Here is a 21,871-nt window from a genome sequence, read left to right as displayed (position 1 = left end):
TTTTTTAACCTAAAGTTATTGTCCATTGGCATCAAAAAAATTCACCGAAAGAATAAACTTCGCATCAGCTAATTTGGTTATGGAATATCCAGATTTTTTGGATATTCAAGTAAAATCGTTTCAAGATTTTTTCCAATTAAAAACCAAAGCAGATGAGAGAAGTACCGAAGGATTATATAAAACCTTCCTAGATAACTTCCCTATTACAGATACTCGTAACAATTTTGTGTTAGAGTTTTTGGACTACTTTGTAGATCCTCCAAGATATACTATTCAAGAATGTATTGAAAGAGGATTAACATATTGTGTTCCTTTAAAAGCTCGATTAAAATTATATTGTACCGATCCAGAACATGAAGATTTTGAAACTATTGTTCAGGATGTATATTTAGGTACAATCCCTTACATGACACATAGCGGTACATTTGTAATCAACGGCGCTGAGAGAGTTATTGTATCTCAGTTGCACAGATCGCCAGGGGTATTCTTCGGGCAATCATTCCACGCAAACGGAACCAAGTTGTACTCTGCTAGAGTTATTCCATTTAAAGGATCTTGGATAGAATTTGCAACAGATATCAATCAAGTAATGTATGCTTATATTGATAGAAAGAAAAAATTACCTGTAACCACTTTATTTAGAGCAATTGGTTACGAAAGAGATAAAGATATTCTTGAAATTTTTAATCTTGCTGAAGAAGTAAAAGTTTCAAAAAGTGGTATTAAAAAAGTTTTAGGTAGAAAATTAGCGGCTCGTGTATTAAAAACTTGGTTTGAAGACTTTGTAGATGAAGATACAGGAGAAGTTGTTTCCATTGAAAGGAACGAAATAATATTAGATAGAGATACTGTTTTAGAAAAAGAACATATTGATGAAATTGTAGAATCAGGTTCTAAAACTATCTTACTTCATAAAGAAGATAATCAAATAGCGGAATATTCAATTATTCACAATACGTTACAAAAAGATCCAACAAACTCTGAAAAAGAAGCTGTTGAACATATTTACAGACAATTGCGTAATGCTGAACCGCCAGATTTTGAAACTGCAAAAGGTATTATTGATAAATTATTCTTCTCAGAACAACGTTATAACTTAGGTGAGGTAGGACGTTATAGAATGAATAAAAAGTTAGAACTAAATGAAAGTATAGATCAAAAAGTTTTAACTAAGTTAGATATAATTACTATTATTAAAAACTTAATAAAATTAGTTAATTCTAAGGCTGAAGTTGATGATATTGACCACTTGTCAAATAGACGTGTAAGAACAGTAGGTGAACAAATGGCCAGCCAATTTGGTGTAGGTTTATCTCGTATGGCACGTACTATTCGTGAGCGAATGAATGTTAGAGATAATGAAGTATTTACGCCAATTGACTTAATTAATGCTAAAACATTATCTTCTGTTATAAACTCATTTTTTGGTACAAACCAATTATCTCAATTTATGGATCAAACTAATCCATTAGCTGAGATAACACACAAAAGAAGATTATCTGCATTAGGACCAGGAGGTTTATCACGTGAAAGAGCTGGTTTTGAGGTAAGGGATGTTCACTATACACATTATGGACGTTTATGTCCAATTGAAACTCCAGAGGGTCCAAACATTGGGTTAATTTCATCTTTAGCAGTTTATGCCAAAGTAAACAATTTAGGATTTATTGAAACACCATATAGAGAAGTTTTAGAAGGAAAAGTAAATCTAAATGAATTGCCAAAATATTTAAGTGCTGAAGAAGAAGAAGGAAAGAAATTTGCTCAATCTAATTTACCACTAGATACAGAAGGTAATTTTGTAAGTGATAGAGTTATTGCTCGTGAAGAAGCAGATTATCCAGTAGTTGAACCAAACGCGGTTAATTATATGGATGTTGCCCCAAACCAAATAGCATCTATCTCAGCATCTTTAATTCCATTCTTAGAACATGATGATGCAAACCGTGCTTTGATGGGATCAAATATGATGCGTCAGGCAGTTCCATTATTACAGCCAGAATCTCCAATTGTAGGTACTGGTTTAGAACGTAGAGTTGCAAAAGATTCTAGAATTTTAATTAATGCAGAAGGAGAAGGAGAAGTAGAATATGTAGATGCAAATATTATTACCATTAAATACGATAGAACTGATGAAGATCGTATGGTTAGTTTTGATGGAGATAGTAAAACTTACGATTTAATTAAGTTTAGAAAAACAAACCAAGGTACCTCAATCAACTTAAAACCAATTGTTCAAAAAGGGGATAGAGTTGAAGAAGGACAAGTACTTTGTGAAGGTTATGCAACACAAAAAGGAGAATTAGCACTTGGTAGAAATATGAAAGTTGCTTTTATGCCTTGGAAAGGGTATAACTTTGAGGATGCAATTGTAATTTCTGAAAAAGTAGTAAAAGAGGATATTTTTACTTCTATCCATATTGATGAATATTCAATGGATGTTAGAGATACAAAACTTGGTGCAGAAGAACTTACAAATGATATTCCAAATGTTTCAGAAGAAGCAACTAAAGATTTGGATGAAAATGGAATGATTAGAGTAGGTGCAGAAGTAAAACCTGGAGATATTTTAATAGGTAAAATTACACCAAAAGGAGAATCTGATCCAACACCTGAAGAAAAATTACTAAGAGCTATTTTTGGTGATAAAGCGGGTGATGTAAAAGATGCATCATTAAAAGCTTCTCCTTCTTTAAGAGGTGTAGTTATTGATAAAAAACTGTTTGAAAGAGCAGTAAAAGATAAAACTAAAAGAGCTCAAGATAAAGTAAATATTGCAAATTTAGAAAGTAAATTTACAGCTAAATTTGAAGAATTAAGATCTGCTTTAATTGAAAAATTATTTACTCTAGTAAGTGGAAAAACATCACAAGGCGTTTTAAATGATTTAGGAGAAGAAATTTTACAAAAAGGTAAAAAATTCACTCTTAAAATGTTAAATGCTGTACCTGATTACAACCATTTAACTAAAGGAACTTGGACAACAGATGATCATTTAAATGATTTAGTTTCGGAATTAATTCACAATTACAAAATTAAAGTGAATGATTTACAAGGTTCATTACGTCGAGAGAAATTCACTATCTCAGTTGGAGATGAATTGCCTTCAGGTATTTTAAAACTAGCCAAAATTTATATTGCTAAAAAGCGTAAATTAAAAGTTGGAGATAAAATGGCTGGACGACATGGTAACAAAGGTATTGTTGCTCGTATTGTTCGTCAAGAAGACATGCCTTTCTTAGAAGATGGAACACCAGTTGATATAGTTTTAAATCCACTTGGGGTACCTTCAAGGATGAATATTGGTCAAATTTATGAAACCGTTTTAGGTTGGGCTGGGCAAAAGCTTGGTAATAAATTTGCTACTCCAATTTTTGATGGTGCAACTATTGATGAAATTACTGATTTAACAGATAAAGCAGGAGTTCCACAATATGGACATACGTATTTATATGATGGAGGTACAGGTCAACGATTTGATCAAAAAGCAACAGTAGGTGTTATTTATATGATTAAATTAGGTCATATGATTGATGATAAAATGCACGCACGTTCAATAGGTCCTTATTCATTAATCACACAACAACCTTTAGGTGGTAAAGCACAAATGGGTGGTCAACGTTTAGGGGAAATGGAAGTTTGGGCATTAGAAGCATATGGAGCATCTGCAACCTTACGTGAAATGTTAACCGTAAAATCTGATGATGTTATTGGTAGAGCAAAAACGTATGAGGCTATTGTTAAAGGTGATGAAATGCCAGAACCTGGATTACCAGAATCGTTTAACGTATTAATGCATGAACTACAAGGTTTAGGATTAGACGTTAGATTAGAAGATTAATAACAATAAGTAAGGAGGCATGTGTCTCCTTACTTTACAATATATTTTTACAATTTTAAATTCGAATCCATCATTATGGCAAGAAAAAATGATAAATACACTGTAAAAAAATTCAATAACATTTCTATTGGTTTGGCTTCACCAGAATCTATTTTAGAGAAATCTAGAGGAGAAGTTCTTAAACCAGAAACCATAAATTATAGAACTCACAAACCAGAAAGAGATGGTTTATTTTGTGAACGAATTTTTGGCCCTATAAAAGACTATGAATGTGCTTGTGGTAAATACAAAAGAATCCGTTATAAAGGAATTGTATGTGACCGTTGTGGTGTTGAAGTAACAGAAAAAAAAGTTAGAAGAGATAGAGTAGGACATATAAATTTAGTGGTTCCTGTAGCTCATATTTGGTATTTTAAATCATTACCAAATAAAATGGGTTATTTATTAGGATTACCATCTAAAAAATTAGACATGATTATTTACTACGAACGTTACGTAGTAATACAACCTGCTGGTGCAACAAATGCAGAAGGAGAGCCATTACAAAAAATGGACTTCTTAACAGAAGAAGAATATTTAGATATTTTAGAATCTTTCCCAATTGAAAATCAATATTTAGATGATTCTGATCCTGAAAAATTTATTGCAAAAATGGGAGCAGAATGTTTAATTGATTTATTCAATCGTATAGATTTGGATCAATTATCTTATGAACTTCGTCATAAAGCAAATACCGAAACTTCTAAACAACGTAAAACAGAAGCTCTTAAAAGATTAAATGTAATTGAAGCTTTTAGAGATGCAAATAAAAATAGAGAAAATCGTCCTGAATGGATGATTATGAAAGTGATTCCTGTAATTCCACCAGAATTAAGACCATTAGTGCCTTTAGATGGTGGTAGATTTGCAACTTCTGATTTAAATGACTTATACCGTAGAGTAATTATTAGAAACAATCGTTTAAAACGATTAGTAGAAATAAAAGCCCCTGAAGTAATTTTACGTAATGAAAAACGTATGTTACAAGAATCTGTAGATTCATTATTTGATAACACGCGTAAATCATCAGCAGTAAAAACAGAATCTAACCGTCCTTTAAAATCATTATCTGATTCATTAAAAGGTAAACAAGGTCGTTTCCGTCAAAACTTATTAGGTAAACGTGTAGATTATTCAGCTCGTTCAGTAATTGTTGTTGGGCCAGAGCTAAGATTATATGAGTGTGGTATTCCAAAAGATATGGCTGCCGAATTATACAAACCTTTTGTAATTAGAAAATTAATTGAAAGAGGTATTGTAAAAACGGTTAAGTCAGCTAAAAAAATTATTGATAAAAAAGAACCAGTAGTTTGGGATATTTTAGAGAATGTTTTAAAAGGACATCCTGTATTATTAAACCGTGCTCCTACGTTACACCGTTTAGGTATTCAAGCTTTCCAACCAAAATTAATTGAAGGAAAAGCGTTACAATTACATCCATTAGCGTGTACTGCATTTAATGCCGATTTTGATGGTGACCAAATGGCAGTGCATTTACCATTAGGACCAGAAGCTATTTTAGAAGCTCAGTTGTTAATGTTAGGTTCACATAATATTTTGAATCCAGCAAATGGAGCTCCTATTACTGTACCTTCTCAAGATATGGTATTAGGACTATATTATATGACTAAAGAACGTAGTTCTACTCCTGAAAATAAGATTAAAGGAGAAGGCTTAACTTTCTATTCTCCTGAAGAAGTAAATATTGCTTTTAACGAACAAGCAGTTGAATTAAATGCAAAAATAAAAGTACGAACTAAGGATATTGATGAAAATGGAGAAATAGTAACTAAAATAATAGATACTACCGTTGGTAGAGTATTATTTAATGAAGTTGTTCCTATTCAAGCTGGTTATATAAATGAAGTACTTACCAAAAAATCGTTAAGAGATATTATTGGTAAAGTATTAAAAGTAACCGATGTTCCTACAACAGGTAAGTTCTTGGATGATATGAAATCTATGGGATATAATTTTGCCTTTAGAGGTGGATTATCTTTCAGTTTAGGTGATATTATTATTCCACCAGAAAAACAACAAATGATTGCAGACGCTAATAAACAAGTAGACAATATTATAGCAAACTATAATATGGGTATGCTTACAAATAAAGAGCGTTACAATCAGGTAATTGATATTTGGGGATCTACTAATAATAGATTGACCGAACTTTCAATGAAGCGTTTACGTGAAGACAAACAAGGATTTAACTCCGTTTATATGATGTTAGATTCTGGTGCGAGGGGTTCAAAAGAACAAATTCGTCAGTTAACAGGTATGCGTGGATTAATGGCAAAACCTAAAAAATCTACATCAAGTGGTGGAGAAATTATTGAAAATCCAATTTTATCAAACTTTAAAGAGGGATTATCAATTTTAGAATATTTTATTTCTACTCACGGTGCTCGTAAAGGTTTAGCGGATACAGCTTTAAAAACTGCAGATGCTGGTTATTTAACAAGACGTTTAGTAGATGTTTCTCAAGATGTAATTATTAATGAAGATGATTGTGGAACGCTTAGAGGTTTAACTGTTAAGCCTTTAATGAAAAACGATGAAATTGTTGAGTCATTAAGTGAAAGAATTGCAGGTCGTGTTTCATTACATGATGTTACCAATATGGAAACTGGAGAAATCATTGTTGCTTCTGGTGAAGAAATTAATGATGAAACAGCTAAACAAATAGAAGAATCAGGCGTTGATCAAGTTGAAGTTAGATCAGCATTAACTTGTGAGGCTAAAAAAGGAATTTGTGCTAAATGTTATGGACATAGTTTATCTAACAGAAAAATGGTTCAAATTGGTGAAGCTGTTGGTGTTGTTGCTGCACAATCTATTGGAGAGCCTGGTACACAGTTAACTTTACGTACATTCCACGTTGGTGGGGTTGCTGGTAATATTTCAGAAGATAATAGTTTAATTTCAAAATTTGCAGGTGTTGCAGTTATTGACGATTTACGAACTGTTAAAGGTCAGGATAGTGAAGGAAATGAAATTGATATTGTAATTTCTAGAACTACAGAAATTAAAATGACTGATGAAAAAACAGGAACTGTTTTAAGTGTTCATAATATTCCTTACGGATCTACAATTTTTGTTAAAGATGGACAAAAGCTTAAAAAGAATACAACAATATGTAAATGGGATCCATTTAACGGAGTTATTGTTTCAGAATTCGCTGGTACAATTCAGTTTGAAAACATAGATAAAGGAGTAAATTATCTTGCAGAAATTGATGAACAAACAGGTTTCCAGGAAAAAGTAATTATTGAATCTAAAAACAAAAAAGTTGTACCAACTTTATTAGTTAAAGATGATAATGATAATATTATTAGATCTTATAACTTACCAGTAGGCGCTCACTTAATTGTAGAAGATGGAGAAAAAATTGTTACTGGTAAAATAATTGTTAAAATTCCTAGAAAATCTGGTAAAGCCGGTGATATTACTGGAGGTTTACCTAGAGTAACAGAATTGTTTGAAGCTCGTAATCCTTCAAATCCAGCAGTTGTTTCTGCAATTGATGGTGTTGTTTCTTTTGGAAAAATTAAACGTGGTAACCGTGAAATTTTAGTAGAATCAAAACTTGGAGAAGTTAAAAAGTACTTGGTTAAATTATCTAACCAAATCTTAGTACAAGAAAATGACTTTATAAAAGCAGGTATGCCACTTTCAGAAGGTTCAATTACGCCAGATGATATTTTAAATATTGAAGGACCAAGTGCTGTACAAGAATACATTGTAAATGAAATTCAAGAAGTATACCGCTTACAAGGGGTAAAAATTAATGATAAACATTTTGAAGTTGTTGTACGTCAAATGATGCGTAAAGTTAGAATTATTGATTCTGGAGATACTTTATTCTTAGAAAATCAATTAGTTCATAAAAATGACTTTATTGAAGAAAATGATGAAATTTACGGAATGAAAGTAGTTGAAATTGCTGGTGATTCTGAAAATTTAAAAGAAGGTCAAATAGTTACTGCTCGTCAATTAAGAGATGAGAACTCTATATTACGTAGAGAAGATAAAAACTTAGTAGTAGCACGTGATGCTAAACCTGCAACTGCTGAACAAATTTTACAAGGAATTACAAGAGCTTCATTACAAACTAAATCATTTATATCTGCAGCATCATTCCAAGAAACAACTAAAGTATTAAACGAAGCTGCTGTTAGTGGTAAAGTAGATACTTTAGAAGGTTTAAAAGAAAATGTAATTGTTGGTAAACGAATTCCAGCAGGTACAGGAATGAGAATATATGATAATATGATTGTGGGTTCTAAAGAAGAAATGGATTCAAATTTATAAATTATGAGCGATCAAAAACCTAATAAAGAAGGACAAATAAATATTGAATTGGATAAGGATATAGCTGAAGGAACTTATTCTAATTTGGCAATTATTAACCATTCAATATCGGAATTCATAGTTGATTTTATAAGTGTTATGCCTGGGCAACCAAAGGCAAAGGTAAAATCGAGAATTATTTTAACGCCTCAGCATGCAAAAAGATTAGTTAAAGCTTTAGCAGAAAATGTTAGTAGGTTTGAAGAAGCTCATGGTGAAATTAAAGATTATGAACAGCCTCCAATTCCAATGAATTTTGGGCCAACAGGCGAAGCATAAAATAAAAAAAACCGAACAAAAATTGTTCGGTTTTTTTTATTTTAGAATTACTTCATTATAAGATTTTTTTAATTTTTTAATTACAAGTTCTATTTCATTTTCATCTAAATGTCCAAAACCAAAACGGATAGCGCAAGTATTTTTATCCTGATAAAGAATGGTATTTGGTAAAAATAAATCATTTTTTTCAGCTTCTTTAGCTAGTTTTAGTAACGATATTTTTGGTCGAAACTCTAGCCAAATGGCTAACCCACCAGAAGGAATTTTCCATTTCGCTATATCTAAAAAGTATTTAGTTAAAAGATTGCATAAAACATCACGTCTTTTTTTATAGATAACAATATTTTTTTTCGTAAGCCGGTAAATTTCACCTTCATTAATTAATTCTGAAAGCATTTGTTCCTGTATTAAATCACCTTGTTTATCAAGTAATTCTAAATAATTTTTCGCTTCCGATATCAGATTTTCAGGAGCCACTACAAACCCAGTTTGAAAACTTGGAAATAAGGATTGCCCAAATTTTCCTAAATAAATAACCATTCCGTTTGCATCTGCACTAGCCATAGGTAACATTGCTGAACCTTCAAACTGAAAATCGTAATCAAAATCATCTTCAATTATAGCAAATCCATACTCTTTAGCTAGTTGTAGTAGTTTTAGGCGGCGTTCTGCACTTAATGTGACTGCTGTTGGATAATCTCTATGGGCATATATATACACACATCTAATACTTTTTTTTACAAAATGTTTTTTTATGTACTCAATATCTAAACCTTCATTATCTACAGGGATTGTTTTTATACTTGCTCCTGTTTGTTGAAAAATCATGTTAGAAGCATAATTACTTAATTCTCCTACCAGTACAACGTCTTTTGGTTTTATTAAGAGTTGAGATACTACGTATAAACTCATTTCTGTACTACGTGTATTTATTAAGTTATTTGGACTAATATGAAAGCCTCTAGTTGCATTTAAGTAATTACATAGTTGAGTTTGAAATGAAGAGTTGAAAAAATCGGTTGATTTATTCCATTTATTTATTAACGTTTTTCGTTTCATAGTAGCACTATACCACCTTGTGAATTGATGCACTGGATGTAAACGTAAGTCAGGTCTACCATCGTTAATGGTATATTTAGCTTTTGTAAACTGAACTGTTGATGCTAAATGAAATGACTGATGAAAAGGAAATCCTGTAGTTTTAGCATAGGTATATGCTTCATTTATTTTTTGAGAAGTTGCTTTTATTTTTGCTGTTTTTTGTTCTGGTTCTATAATAAACGTGCCTTTATTTGGAATAATTTCAACCCAGCCTTGAGATGCTAACTCTTCGTAGATTGCAACAGCAGTATTTCTGTGAATTTTTAATAATTGACTCAAGACACGGGTTCCTGGTAGAATAGTACCTTTGGTTAAATAGCCACGTTGAATTGCATTTACAATTTGTCCAGATACTTGAAGATATAAAGGATGGGATTTAGATTTATCTAAATTAATGAGCTGTTTAAAAAGAGTATTAACCGGACTATCTATCATTTCAAAACTGGTCTATATTAATCGTCCGGAAAGTTACTATTTTTGCTGCGTTTTTAAATAACTATTTATGAAAATTTTAATTAAATTAATATACATTTTATTATTTACTTGTGCTTCGGTGTATGCACAAAAAGATACTATCAAATTAAAAGAAGTTAAAGTATTATCTAACAGAATAAGTTTACCATTTAGTAAAACATCACAAACTATAAAATTAATTTCAAAAGAAGAAATACATAATGCAGCTGTTACTAATTTGGCAGATTTATTACAACAAGTTGCAGGAATTGATATTAGAAGAAGAGGAGTTGATGGAATGCAATCGGATTTATATATTAGAGGTGGTAATTTTGATCAAACTTTAATTTTAATTGATGGTGTAAAAATGGATGATGTTCAAACTGGGCATCATAACATGAATGCTATTTTACCTTTAGAAGATATTGAAAGCATAGAAATAATAAAAGGTTCAGCCGCTCGTGTTTATGGTCAGAATGCTTTTACAGGAGCAATAAATATTATCACTAAAAGGATTAGAAATAATTCATTAAATTTAGGGGTGAATTATGGTTCTTATCAAAATAAAAAAGGATTAGCTGCCATAAGTCAAAAATTTGAAAAAGGTGATGTTTATGCATCTATTAGTTTTCAAAAATCAGATGGATATCGTTATAATACAGATTTTCAAAATGTAAATTCATTTTTAAAAACTTCCATTAATAATTATCAGTTAATTAGCACTTTTGTACAACGTAAATTTGGAGCCAATGGATTTTACGCTAGTCCAGAATTTACAGATCAATATGAAGAAACACAAACTAATTTAGTGGCTGTTTCTTCCAATTATAAAACTTCAATAATGCAAATTAAGCCAAGAATTTATTGGAGACGTAATCAAGATATGTACTTGTTTATAAGAAATAACCCTTCTTATTATCGTAATTTGCATATTTCTAATAAGTTAGGAGCAGAAACAAATGTGGTAATTAATTCTAAGTTAGGAAAAACAGGTATTGGATTTGATTTATCAAGAACTTTTTTAATTAGCAATAATTTAGGAAATCACAATAGAACTGTGCTTACAGGATTTTTTGAACATCGTTTTGAATTTAAAGACAAATTTGATGTAACACCAGGAATTGCGGTTAGTTATTATTCCGATTTTAAAACAAATGCTTTCCCTGGTTTGGCAATAGGTTATAGAATTTCTGATAGAGTTAAAATATATGGAAATATTGGTTATACTTACCGAGTTCCAACTTTTACAGATATGTTTTATGTTGGACCAACAACTCAAGGAAACCCTAATTTAAGACCAGAATCTGCTTTATCTGAAGAAGTTGGATTTAAATTCAACTCTAATAAATTCCACTTTACTTTAGCATTGTTTAATAGGAATTCTGATAATTTAATCGATTGGACTAAAGAGAATGAAACGGATAAATGGAAAACCCAAAATTTTAGTAAAGTCGTAACTCAAGGAGTTGAAACTACAGTTAACTATCAGTTTAAAATTAATAATTATAATCAAATATTTCAGTTAGGTTATAATTATATTAATGATGATATTAAAGATGTAAATGTACAATTTACACGTTATTCATTAAATAGCATAAAGCATCAGTTTAACACTAGCATTCAAACTGAATTTTTTAAAAATATTCATCAAAACTTATCTTTTAGATATGTTGAACGAACAGATGGAACTAGTTATAATGTAGTGGATGCTAAAATTTCAGCAAAACTTAAAAAAACTGAACTATCTTTAAACGCTAATAATATTTTTAATGCGGTTTACACGGAAACAAATTTAGTACCAATGCCTAAGGGAAATTTAATGATAGGTTTAAAATATAATATTTATTAAATAGTTGTAAAATTGTATATTTAACTTTTATATAATTATGGAAACGAAAATAACATCCTTTCAAGAATTTTACCCATTTTATTTATCTCAACACAAAAATAAAATTTGTAGGCTATTGCATGTTATTGGAACTACAGTGGTTTTGGCTTTAACTTTAACAAGCATATTGTATTTGAATCCAGCTTTATTAATTTTGGTACCAATTGCAGGATATGGATTTGCTTGGGTTGGACATTTCTTTTTTGAAAAGAATAAGCCAGCGACATTTAAATATCCTTTATGGAGTTTAAAATCTGATTTTAAAATGTATTTTGATATTTTATCTAATAAGTTATCATTAGATGCTTCTAAAGATAAAACTTTGTAATTATTCACTATTATTTTCGACGAAGTTTAAAATAAACTAAGTCAATTATGATAATGAGAATAACTTTGCTAACGCTTTTTCAATTTTTATTTATTGGAAAAGTTACTTCCCAAATTAATAATGAACATTTAAAAATAGGCGAAATTGCGCCTAAAATATCTGGAATCGATCAATTTGGAAATAAAATAAATTCAGATGAAATTTTAGAAAAAAATCAGATTTTATTAATTTTTTATAGAGGAAATTGGTGTCCGTATTGCAACAAACATTTAAAAAGTTTGGAGGAAAATCTACAAAATCTACAAGCAAAAAATATTAAAGTTTTGTTAGTAAGCCCAGAAAAGCAAGCTAAAATTAACGAAACATCGGTTAAATTTCATAATAGCTTTTCAATAATTTACGATTCAGATGATATAATAATGAACAATTATAAAGTGGCTTTTAATGTCACAAAAGAAAATGTTCCTAAATATTTTGAGTTTACTCTTAAAAAAGTAATGGAGTATAATGAAAAAGAAAATTTCGTACTTCCTGTTCCTGCAACTTACTTAATTGGAAAAGATAAAAAAATTAAATACGTGCAATACGATCCTGATTATAAAAATAGATCCAATATTGAAGAAATTTTAACACATCTAAATTAGACCTAATGTTAAAATTTATTAAAAACCGACAAGTTTTTACTTGAAATTTAACATAACTTTTAAAATTTCCCGAAATCAAGTTAATATTTTACTAAAAGCATAATATACAAGTAAATTGAATACTAATGTTTAGTACTTTTGGGGTGTTAGTAAAGTTTATTTAAATATAGAAAAGTTAGATAAGTAAATATTTTAAGTAAATTTGTTTGAATTAGAAAGCGGTAATTAATTACCGCTTTTGTTTTTTAGTTTAATATTTCTTCAATATCAATTATAGTATTTTTTATAAAAGATACGGTTTTATTTATTTCAGTACTAAGTATTATGTCATCTTCAACAAACGGGACTTCACTTCTATAAGCTTGTAAAAATGACTCTAAAAATGGGGAAGTTTTTAATGGTAGTCTAAAATAAAGTCCTTGTGATGCGTTTAACAATTCAATAGCTAAAATAGTTTCTAAATTATCTACTACTTTCATAGCTTTAGTAGCGCCATTTGCACCCATACTAACGTGATCCTCTTGACCATTACTGGATACGATAGAATCAATAGATGAAGGCGTAGCGTATTGTTTATTTTGACTGACAATACTTGCTGCCGTGTATTGAGGAATCATAAAACCACTATTTAATCCAGGGTTTTTTACTAAAAATGGAGGTAAATTGCGTAATCCGGAAACTAATTGAAATATTCTTCTTTCAGAAATACTTCCTAATTCTGCCATTGCAATACTTAAAAAATCAAAGGCTAAAGCTAAAGGTTGTCCATGAAAATTTCCTCCAGATATTATTTCATCAGCATCAACAAAAATATTTGGATTATCGGTAACCGCATTTATTTCAGTTAAAAATGTTTTTTTACAATAATTTAAAGCGTCTTTACTAGCTCCGTGAACCTGAGGAATACATCTAAAAGAATAAGGATCTTGAACATGTGCTTTAGGTTGGTTAATTAATTGGCTATCGGTTAAAAAACTTTTTATTTGTTGCGCTGTTTTTATTTGTCCGTTATGAGGACGAATAAAGTGAATTAATTCATTAAAGGGCTCTATTCTTCCATCAAAAGCTTCTAAAGATAAAGTCCCAATTAAATCAGCTAAATATGATAATTTAAAGGATTTTAAAATTAAATGAGTGCCATAAGCAGTCATAAATTGTGTTCCGTTTAACAATGCTAATCCTTCCTTAGATTGTAATTCTATTTTTTGCCAATTAAACTCTTTTAGAAGAGCTTCACCAGTAATAACTTTATCATTATAATATACTTCTCCTTTACCAATTAAAGGCAAAGCTAAATGAGCTAAAGGCGCTAAATCTCCCGAAGCACCTAATGATCCTTGCGTATATACAACAGGTAAAATATTATTATTGTAAAATTCAATTAAGCGTTCAACAGTTTTAAGTTGTACACCAGAATGGCCATAACTTAACGATTGAATTTTAAGAAATAACATGAGTTTAATAATGTTTTTAGGTACTTTATCTCCTGTTCCGCAAGCATGACTCATTACCAGATTTTCTTGTAATTTGGTTAAGTTAGTAGCGCTAATTTTTACATCACATAAAGATCCAAATCCAGTATTTATTCCATAAATAGGAGCAGAATCATGTTTTATTTTTTCATCTAAATAGGATCGGCATTTATTAATTTTAGCTATGGCTTCTTCTGAAAGTTTTAGCTTTTTTTCTGTTAATATTATATCATTTAAAATTTCGAAAGTAACTAAATTCGAATCTATATAATGTACATTTTTCATTTGTAGAATTTAAGAACCCAAAATTCCATAAACATATTAGAATATGCAAATTATTTGTTAAAGTAATGTTAACTTTATTTTATTCACGAATATAGATTATCTTTGAAAAAAAATATTAAAATTTATTTTATTTATGAGAAAAATCTGGATTTTAATTGCTGTGTTATCAATAATTTCTTGTAATAAAGAGGTTAAAAAAGATTTTACAGTAATTTCGGGTAAAGTTGTTAATAAACAAAGTGATAAAATTAGTCTAATAGACGGTTTTAGAGATTATTCTAAAACAATTCAGTTAAAAGATGATGGAAGTTTTTTAGATACTTTAAAAATTGAAGAAGGTCATTATTGGTTACGTGATGGAAATAATAATATTCCTCTTTACCTTGAAAAAGGAGAGAATCTTCAAATAAATTATGATTCAAATAATTTTGATGAAACGTATAAAATTGAAGGTGAAGGCTCTAAAATTTCTGATTATTTATTCCAAAAATCTAAAATTGAGCAGAAAATAAGAGCAAAAGGAACGAAAATTTATTTATTAGATGAAAATGATTATAAAGCTCTTTTTCAAAAAGAAAAAGATGAGCTTACAGATTTAATTTATAGTTTAAAAGATATTCCAGAATCGTTTACCGATAGTGAAATTAGAAATATAGAATATAAATATTATAATGCTATTAATCGTTATGAAGTTTATCATGCGCACTATGCAAAATTGCCAGATTTTAAAGTTTCAGAACATTTTTTAGACGATTTAGAAAATGTTATTTATACGGATGAAGGAGATTTTAAGTTTTCAAGAGCATACAGAATTTTGGTTACTAACTTTTATAGAGATCAAGCTTTGGTTGAAGCTAAAAAAGATTCAATAGATGAAGATTTAGCATTTTTAAAAGTAGCAAGTGATATTCCAAGTCAAATAATAAAAAATGATTTGTTATATAATGCTGCAAAATATGGAATAACTTACACCGAGGATATAGAAGGATACTATAAAATATTTATGGAAGCTTCTACCAATAAAAAACAAAAAGAAGAAATTACTAGAAGTTATGACAAGTTAAAAACTGTAGCTAAAGGCCAACCTTCACCAAAATTTAATAATTATGAAAATTTTAAAGGAGGTACAACTTCATTAGATGATTTAAAAGGAAAATATGTTTATATAGATGTTTGGGCAACATGGTGTGGGCCTTGTAAAGCCGAAATTCCATCATTAAAAAAAATAGAGGAAGAATATAAGCACAAAAACATTAATTTTGTGAGCATTTCTGTAGACAAGAAAAAAGATCATGATAAATGGTTAAAAATGGTGAAAGAAAAAGATTTAAAAGGTTATCAATTATTTGCAGATAATGATTGGAATTCAGAGTTTGTTAAAAACTATCTAATTTTAGGAATCCCTAGATTTATTTTAATTGATCCAGAAGGAAATATTGTTAACTCAAATGCACCAAGACCTTCAGATAATACCAAATTAGAAGATTTATTTAAAAGTTTAAAAATATAATAATTATAAAATGAGAAAATTTATTTGGCTTTTAGCCATAGTAACTATAGTGTCATGTAACAACAACACTAAAAACAAAGATTATGTAACTATTAAAGGTACCTTAAAAACACCTAATGTATCTAAATTAACTATTCAAGGAAAAGGGTTATTAAAAGAAATTAATGTAAATAAAGATGGAACTTTTTCCGATACTTTAAAAGTAACAAAAGGAATACATTTATTATCTGCTAATAATGAAAAAGAAACTATCTTTTTAGATAATGGTTATAATTTAAATTTAAATTTTAGAGGAGAAAAATTTTCAGATGGAGTAGATTACACTGGTGTTGGTGCAGAAACTAATAATTATTTAACTAAAAAGAAATCTTTTTATATGAGTGATTTAGGTAATCCAAGAACCTATTTTAAACTAGATAAAAATGATTTTGATGCCAAAATTGCTGAAGCTGAAGCTAAGTTAAAATCCTATAAAGAAACTGAAAAAAATGTAGATTCATTAATTCAAAAAATGGATGCCAGAAATGACCAAATGTTTTTTAATTATATAAATACAAATTACCAAAAAATGCATGAGAGCTTGGTTAATTTAGCTGAAGGAAAAGAATCTCCAGTATTTGATAATTATGAAAATTATGATGGATCTAAAACTTCTTTAAAAGATTTAAGAGGGAAATATGTTTATATAGATGTTTGGGCAACATGGTGTGCTCCTTGTAAAGCTGAAATACCATATTTAAAAGAGTTAGAAAAAGATTATCACAATAAAAACATACAGTTTGTAAGTATATCTGTTGATAAGGAAAATGCTCATGATACTTGGTTAAAAATGGTAAAAGAAAAAGAATTAAGAGGAATTCAATTATTTGCAAAAAATAATTTTGAATCAAAATTTATTCAAGAATATGGAATAAATTCTATACCAAGATTTATCTTAATTGATCCTAAAGGAAAAATTGTAGATGCAGATGCTCCAAGACCTTCTAGTAAAACCGTAAGAGATTTGTTAAATAACTTGAAATAAGTATCTTTTAGATAATAATAAAATAAAAACTCCTAATTATTTATAATTAGGAGTTTTTTTATTTAAAAATTTATTCTTTTTAATTCCCTTGTTCAGTATCTTCTGGAGTAGATGGTTTTTCAAATAGGTTTAGTAAAGCATCTGGTAAATATTCTAAAATAGAACTAGCAGTAAAGGATTCGTATCCAATATCTAAGCTACCAATATCGGCTGTTAAACCATGTAAGTAAACACCAAAAATTGCAGCTTGTAAAGGTGTATAATTTTGAGCTATTAATCCTGTTATTAATCCCGTTAATACATCCCCACTTCCTGCAGTTGCAAGTGCAGGATTTCCTGTAGAATTAAAATATGTCTCATTTTTAGTTACCACTGCCGTAATTGCATCTTTTAAAACTAAAATACAATTGTATTTTTTTGTAAAATCTTGCGCTTTAGTTAATTTTTCATAATCATTATCCCACTTTCCAATTAGCCGTTCTAATTCTTTAGGATGGGGAGTTAATACTGTATTTTTTGGTAAAAAATCTAATAGATTATTATCTTTTGCCAATAAATTAATGGCATCGGCATCTATTACTAAGGCAATTCTATTTTCTTTAATAAAACTTTCAAATCCTTTAGCTGTTTTTTCAGCAATTCCCATACCTGGACCAATACCAATAACAGTAGCTTTCGTTTTGAAATTAAAATAGGCGAGAAGGTCATCCGTATCTACTTCCGTCATTACCTCAGGAATGGCAGTTTGTAAAATTTGATAACCACATTTAGGAACATATGCAGTAACCAATCCGCTTCCTACTTTCAAAGCAGCTTTTGAGGCTAAAGTAATTGCGCCAATTTTACCAAAACTTCCACCTATTAATAGAGAATGTCCAAAACTACTTTTATGATCCCATTTTTTTCTAAATTTATAAATAGGAAGTATATCATCTTTAGTAATATAATTATAGGTTGGATGAATATTTTCTACAAAAGCTTCATCTAGTCCAATAGGTATAATTTCCCAAGATTCAAAAAAGTCTTTGTTTTCAGATAAGAAAAAGGCTTGTTTTGGATATTGAAAAGTAAGAATATGATTTGCTTTTAATACATTTTTATCATTTTCAACACTTTTATTACTGTACAAACCAGAAGGCAAATCAATAGCTAAAGTAAACGCATGTTTTTGGTTAAGGTATTGAATTAATTTTTTTGTAAATCCTTTAGGAGGTCTAGATAATCCGTTTCCAAATATTGCATCAATAACAAGATCACTTTCATTAATATCTGGGAATTCATTTTCAGTTGAAATAACTATAGGCCAGTCTCCAATATCTTTAACACGTTCATAATTAGTGAGAAAATTTTCGCTTCTATTATGACTGAAATTGACAATATAACTAGTTACATTATAATTATTTTCTATTAAATAACGAGTAATAACTAATCCATCTCCACCGTTATTTCCAATACCACAAAATACGTGAATTTTAACATCGTTAGGTTTTAAGTGTTGCTGTAACCATTGAAAGCAAAGTTTTGCAGCATGTTCCATTAATTCTATAGAGGAAATACCTTTTTTTGACAAAGTTGCTTTGTCTGCTTGTGCCATTTGTTTTGAAGATAGTATATACATAGCACTAAAATTAATAAAAAAAGGCTCAAAATGAGCCTAATTTTTTACTATTTATAAAATAATTAATCTTTAAATACTCCCATATTAGTGTATTTCTCCATACGATTTTTTACAAGCTCTTCAGTTGATAATTTTTTTAATTCATCGTATGCATTTACAATTGTTTTTTCTACTTCTTTAAAAGCAGTTTCTCTATCGTGATGAGCTCCTCCAAGAGGTTCACTTATAATAGCATCAATTAATTTTTGTTTTTTCATATCCTCAGCAGTTAATTTTAATGCTTCGGCAGCTTGTTCTTTATATTCCCAGCTTCTCCATAAAATAGAAGAACAAGATTCTGGAGAAATAACAGAATACCATGTGTTTTCCATCATATAAACTTTATCTCCAACACCAATTCCTAATGCACCACCGGAAGCTCCTTCACCAATAACCACTGTAATAATTGGAGTTTTTAATCGAGTCATTTCTAATATGTTTCTGGCAATAGCTTCTCCTTGACCACGTTCTTCTGCTTCTAAACCAGGATAAGCGCCAGGAGTGTCTAATAAAGTAACTACTGGAATTCCAAATTTTTCAGCCATTTTCATTAATCGAAGCGCTTTTCTATATCCTTCAGGGTTTGACATCCCAAAATTTCTATATTGACGTGTTTTAGTATTAAAACCTTTTTGCTGACCAATAAACATATAAGATTGATCTCCAATTTTACCTAAACCACCAACCATTGCTTTGTCATCTTTTACGGTTCTATCTCCGTGTAATTCCATAAAAGTATCGCCAGTCATAGCACAAATATAGTCTAAAGTATATGGGCGATTTGGATGTCTGGATAGTTGAACTCGTTGCCAAGCAGTTAGGTTTTTATAAATATCTTTTTTAGTTTTAATCAGTTTTTTTTCTATGTTTTTACAACTTTCAGATACATCAACATTACTTTCTTTTCCAATAAGTTCACATTTGTCTAATTGCTCTTCAAGTTCTTTAATTGGTAATTCAAAATCTAAATATTCCATATTTTTTAGTTTAGAAATGGCTACAAATATACTAACTTATCTTAATAAGGTAGTACAGGTTTTTTATTTTTTATTAAACCGTTAATTAGAACTGTTATCAAAATAATACCTGCGCCAATATAAAATTGAGGGCTCATTTTTTCTTCGTTTCCAAAAATTATTACGGCTAAAATTATTCCATAAACAGGCTCTAAATTTATAGTTAGCATAACGGTAAACGGTGTTAAATGTTCCATTATCTTAACTGAAACTATAAATGCGTATGCTGTACAAATACTGCTTAAAATTAATAAATAAATTAAATCTGAAGTTGTTAAAGAAAATTCTTCAAAAGTGAATCCAGATGTTGTTAAAACGTAAACAGTAATAAATAAAACGCCAAAAAACAATTGGTAAACCGACAATACTTCAGCTTTATGTTGTTTAATATATAATCCATTTAAAACGGTAAATAATGCGGATAAAAAGGAAGCAATTAATCCGTAAATAATACCTAATGTATATTGACTTTCTACATTAAATATAATGTACAATCCAAAAACCACCATTAAACCAAAAAATAACTCAATAGGATTAAGTCTTCTTCTAAAAAATAAGGGTTCAATTAAAGATGTAAAAAAAGCTCCGGTACTAAGAGAAACAAGTGCAACAGATACATTAGAAACTTTTATAGCAGAAAAGAAAAATATCCAGTGTAGCGCTATTATAATTCCGCTTATTAAAAATTTAAAAAGCGCTCTTTTTGAAACTAATAATGACTTTTTCTTAATTAAAAAATAAAGTAGCACAAACAGTACAGCAAACAGCATACGATACCAAACTAACGGAATTGCATTAAGATGGATAAGTGCTCCTAAAATGGCTGTAAATCCCCAAATAAAAACTAATAAATGAAGATGTAGATAATTTTTTAATTTAGTTTTTGGCATTTTTTAAGTATAAATAAAGAGCAATAGCTCCAAAAATTAAGTTTGGTAACCAAACCATAAATAACGGATTGGCATCTGCTCCAGCTCCAAGTACTTCTCCAATCTTTAAGAAAAAAACATACAAAAACATTAGAGAAATTCCTATAGCTAAGTTTACACCCATTCCTCCTCTTTTTTTTCTAGAAGATAGTGCTACTGCAATAAAAGTTAAAATATAGGATGCAATAGGTAAACTAGTTCGTTTATGTAATTCAACTTTATAAGTATTCAAATTACTTACTCCACGTTGTTTAGATTGTTTGATATATTCATTTAATTTAATTGAATTCATGTCTTTTGCCATATAGGCAACATTAATTAAATCTTTTGGAGTAAAACTAAAAACAGTATCTAATCTAGATCCAGAAACAATACTGTCTCTTTTTTTATAAATAAATCTTTTTTTGAAGTTGATTAATTTAAAAGTACTATCCTTTTTATTATAATGAATGTTATCAGAAGATAGTTTGTACTTTAAATTTATGCCATCGTATTTTTCATAAGAAAAGTTATAACCAATATTTCTATCTACTGTATAACTTTTAAAGAAAATATAATCATTAGGACCTAATTGTAAATTTATATTTGTTAAATAGTTGGCGTCTATTTTTTTTGTAGTTAAATAATCTTTGTTGAATTTATCAAAAATTTTATTGCTTTTTGGAACTACAAAGTGATTCATAACTAAAGCGAAAATAGTTATAATAGTTGCTCCAACAAAGTAAGGTTTTAAAAATCGGGTAAACGATATTTTAGCAGAATGTATTGCTATAATTTCAGTATTGCCAGCTAATTTTGATGTAAAGAAAATTACGGCAATAAATAGGGCCAAAGGCATAAAGGTATTTCCGTAGATTATGATAAAGCTTACGTAATAATCTTTTATAATTTCAGTAACTGTTAAATCGGCATTACGTAAAAATCTATCTATTTTTTCAGAAACGTCAATAGCAATAGCAATAGGTAATAGTAAAGCCATTACTAGTAAAAATGAACTTAAAAATTTCTTTAATATGTATTTATCGATTATTTTCAAAAGTTACACTTTTTACAAT

At 29.2% G+C, this 21,871-nt stretch carries 14 protein-coding genes; 8 read left to right on the top strand and 6 right to left on the bottom strand.

Translation table 11 applies throughout. From position 1 onward, the window contains the following. Nucleotides 1–25 precede the first annotated feature (25 nt). From rpoB to R3342_RS09840, 3 genes are all read left to right on the top strand, one after another. Nucleotides 26–3,841, top strand: a complete 3,816-nt coding sequence (gene rpoB / locus R3342_RS09850) for a DNA-directed RNA polymerase subunit beta (RefSeq protein WP_318939867.1) — start codon at nt 26–28, stop codon at nt 3,839–3,841. 75 nt (nt 3,842–3,916) lie between these two features. After that, a complete protein-coding gene (gene rpoC / locus R3342_RS09845) occupies nt 3,917–8,191 on the top strand; it encodes a DNA-directed RNA polymerase subunit beta' (RefSeq protein ID WP_318939866.1) in 4,275 nt (1,424 codons plus the stop codon). A 3-nt stretch (nt 8,192–8,194) separates the two neighbouring features. Continuing rightward, a complete protein-coding gene (locus R3342_RS09840) occupies nt 8,195–8,509 on the top strand; it encodes a DUF3467 domain-containing protein (protein ID WP_318939865.1) in 315 nt (104 codons plus the stop codon). A 36-nt stretch (nt 8,510–8,545) separates the two neighbouring features. Here the strand turns inward: R3342_RS09840 and R3342_RS09835 are convergent, their stop codons facing one another. Beyond that, on the bottom strand, nt 8,546–10,045 hold the full coding sequence (locus tag R3342_RS09835; RefSeq protein ID WP_318939864.1) for a PLP-dependent aminotransferase family protein: 1,500 nt from the start codon (nt 10,043–10,045) through the stop codon (nt 8,546–8,548). 67 nt (nt 10,046–10,112) lie between these two features. On the opposite strand from R3342_RS09835, the gene R3342_RS09830 reads away from it, so the two are divergent. Genes R3342_RS09830 through R3342_RS09820 form a run of 3 tightly spaced genes read left to right on the top strand, consistent with a single transcriptional unit; the run spans nt 10,113 to nt 12,923 of the window. Next, nucleotides 10,113–11,912, top strand: a complete 1,800-nt coding sequence (locus R3342_RS09830; RefSeq protein ID WP_318939863.1) for a TonB-dependent receptor — start codon at nt 10,113–10,115, stop codon at nt 11,910–11,912. Nucleotides 11,913–11,949: 37 nt separating this feature from the next. Next, on the top strand, nt 11,950–12,279 hold the full coding sequence (locus R3342_RS09825; RefSeq protein WP_318939862.1) for a DUF962 domain-containing protein: 330 nt from the start codon (nt 11,950–11,952) through the stop codon (nt 12,277–12,279). Between the two features lie 47 nt (nt 12,280–12,326). Beyond that, nucleotides 12,327–12,923, top strand: a complete 597-nt coding sequence (locus tag R3342_RS09820; protein WP_318939861.1) for a peroxiredoxin-like family protein — start codon at nt 12,327–12,329, stop codon at nt 12,921–12,923. Nucleotides 12,924–13,168: 245 nt separating this feature from the next. Here the strand turns inward: R3342_RS09820 and hutH are convergent, their stop codons facing one another. Continuing rightward, nucleotides 13,169–14,680, bottom strand: a complete 1,512-nt coding sequence (gene hutH, locus R3342_RS09815) for a histidine ammonia-lyase (RefSeq protein ID WP_318939860.1) — start codon at nt 14,678–14,680, stop codon at nt 13,169–13,171. A 133-nt stretch (nt 14,681–14,813) separates the two neighbouring features. Between hutH and R3342_RS09810 the strand changes: the two genes are divergently transcribed. Further along, nucleotides 14,814–16,190: a redoxin domain-containing protein gene (locus R3342_RS09810; RefSeq protein WP_318939859.1), complete on the top strand. Its 1,377-nt coding sequence runs from the start codon at nt 14,814–14,816 to the stop codon at nt 16,188–16,190. Nucleotides 16,191–16,200: 10 nt separating this feature from the next. Beyond that, a complete protein-coding gene (locus tag R3342_RS09805; RefSeq protein ID WP_318939858.1) occupies nt 16,201–17,214 on the top strand; it encodes a redoxin family protein in 1,014 nt (337 codons plus the stop codon). Nucleotides 17,215–17,293: 79 nt separating this feature from the next. Here R3342_RS09805 and R3342_RS09800 read toward each other — a convergent pair whose 3' ends face one another. The 4 genes from R3342_RS09800 to R3342_RS09785 form a co-directional block, all read right to left on the bottom strand. After that, a complete protein-coding gene (locus R3342_RS09800) occupies nt 17,294–18,832 on the bottom strand; it encodes an NAD(P)H-hydrate dehydratase (protein WP_318939857.1) in 1,539 nt (512 codons plus the stop codon). Nucleotides 18,833–18,894: 62 nt separating this feature from the next. Continuing rightward, nucleotides 18,895–19,848 (bottom strand): acetyl-CoA carboxylase carboxyltransferase subunit alpha, encoded by a 954-nt coding sequence (locus R3342_RS09795; RefSeq protein ID WP_318939856.1) that lies wholly within the window; start codon nt 19,846–19,848, stop codon nt 18,895–18,897. 41 nt (nt 19,849–19,889) lie between these two features. Beyond that, nucleotides 19,890–20,777, bottom strand: a complete 888-nt coding sequence (locus R3342_RS09790) for a DMT family transporter (RefSeq protein WP_318939855.1) — start codon at nt 20,775–20,777, stop codon at nt 19,890–19,892. Then, nucleotides 20,764–21,852: an LptF/LptG family permease gene (locus R3342_RS09785; protein ID WP_318939854.1), complete on the bottom strand. Its 1,089-nt coding sequence runs from the start codon at nt 21,850–21,852 to the stop codon at nt 20,764–20,766. The genes R3342_RS09790 and R3342_RS09785 overlap by 14 nt, the downstream gene beginning before the upstream one ends. Between the last annotated feature and the right edge of the window lie 19 nt (nt 21,853–21,871).

Origin of the sequence: Lutibacter sp., assembly GCF_033723435.1 — a bacterium.
Classification (GTDB): domain Bacteria; phylum Bacteroidota; class Bacteroidia; order Flavobacteriales; family Flavobacteriaceae; genus Lutibacter.
This window is presented reverse-complemented; position numbering and strand designations above follow the sequence as displayed.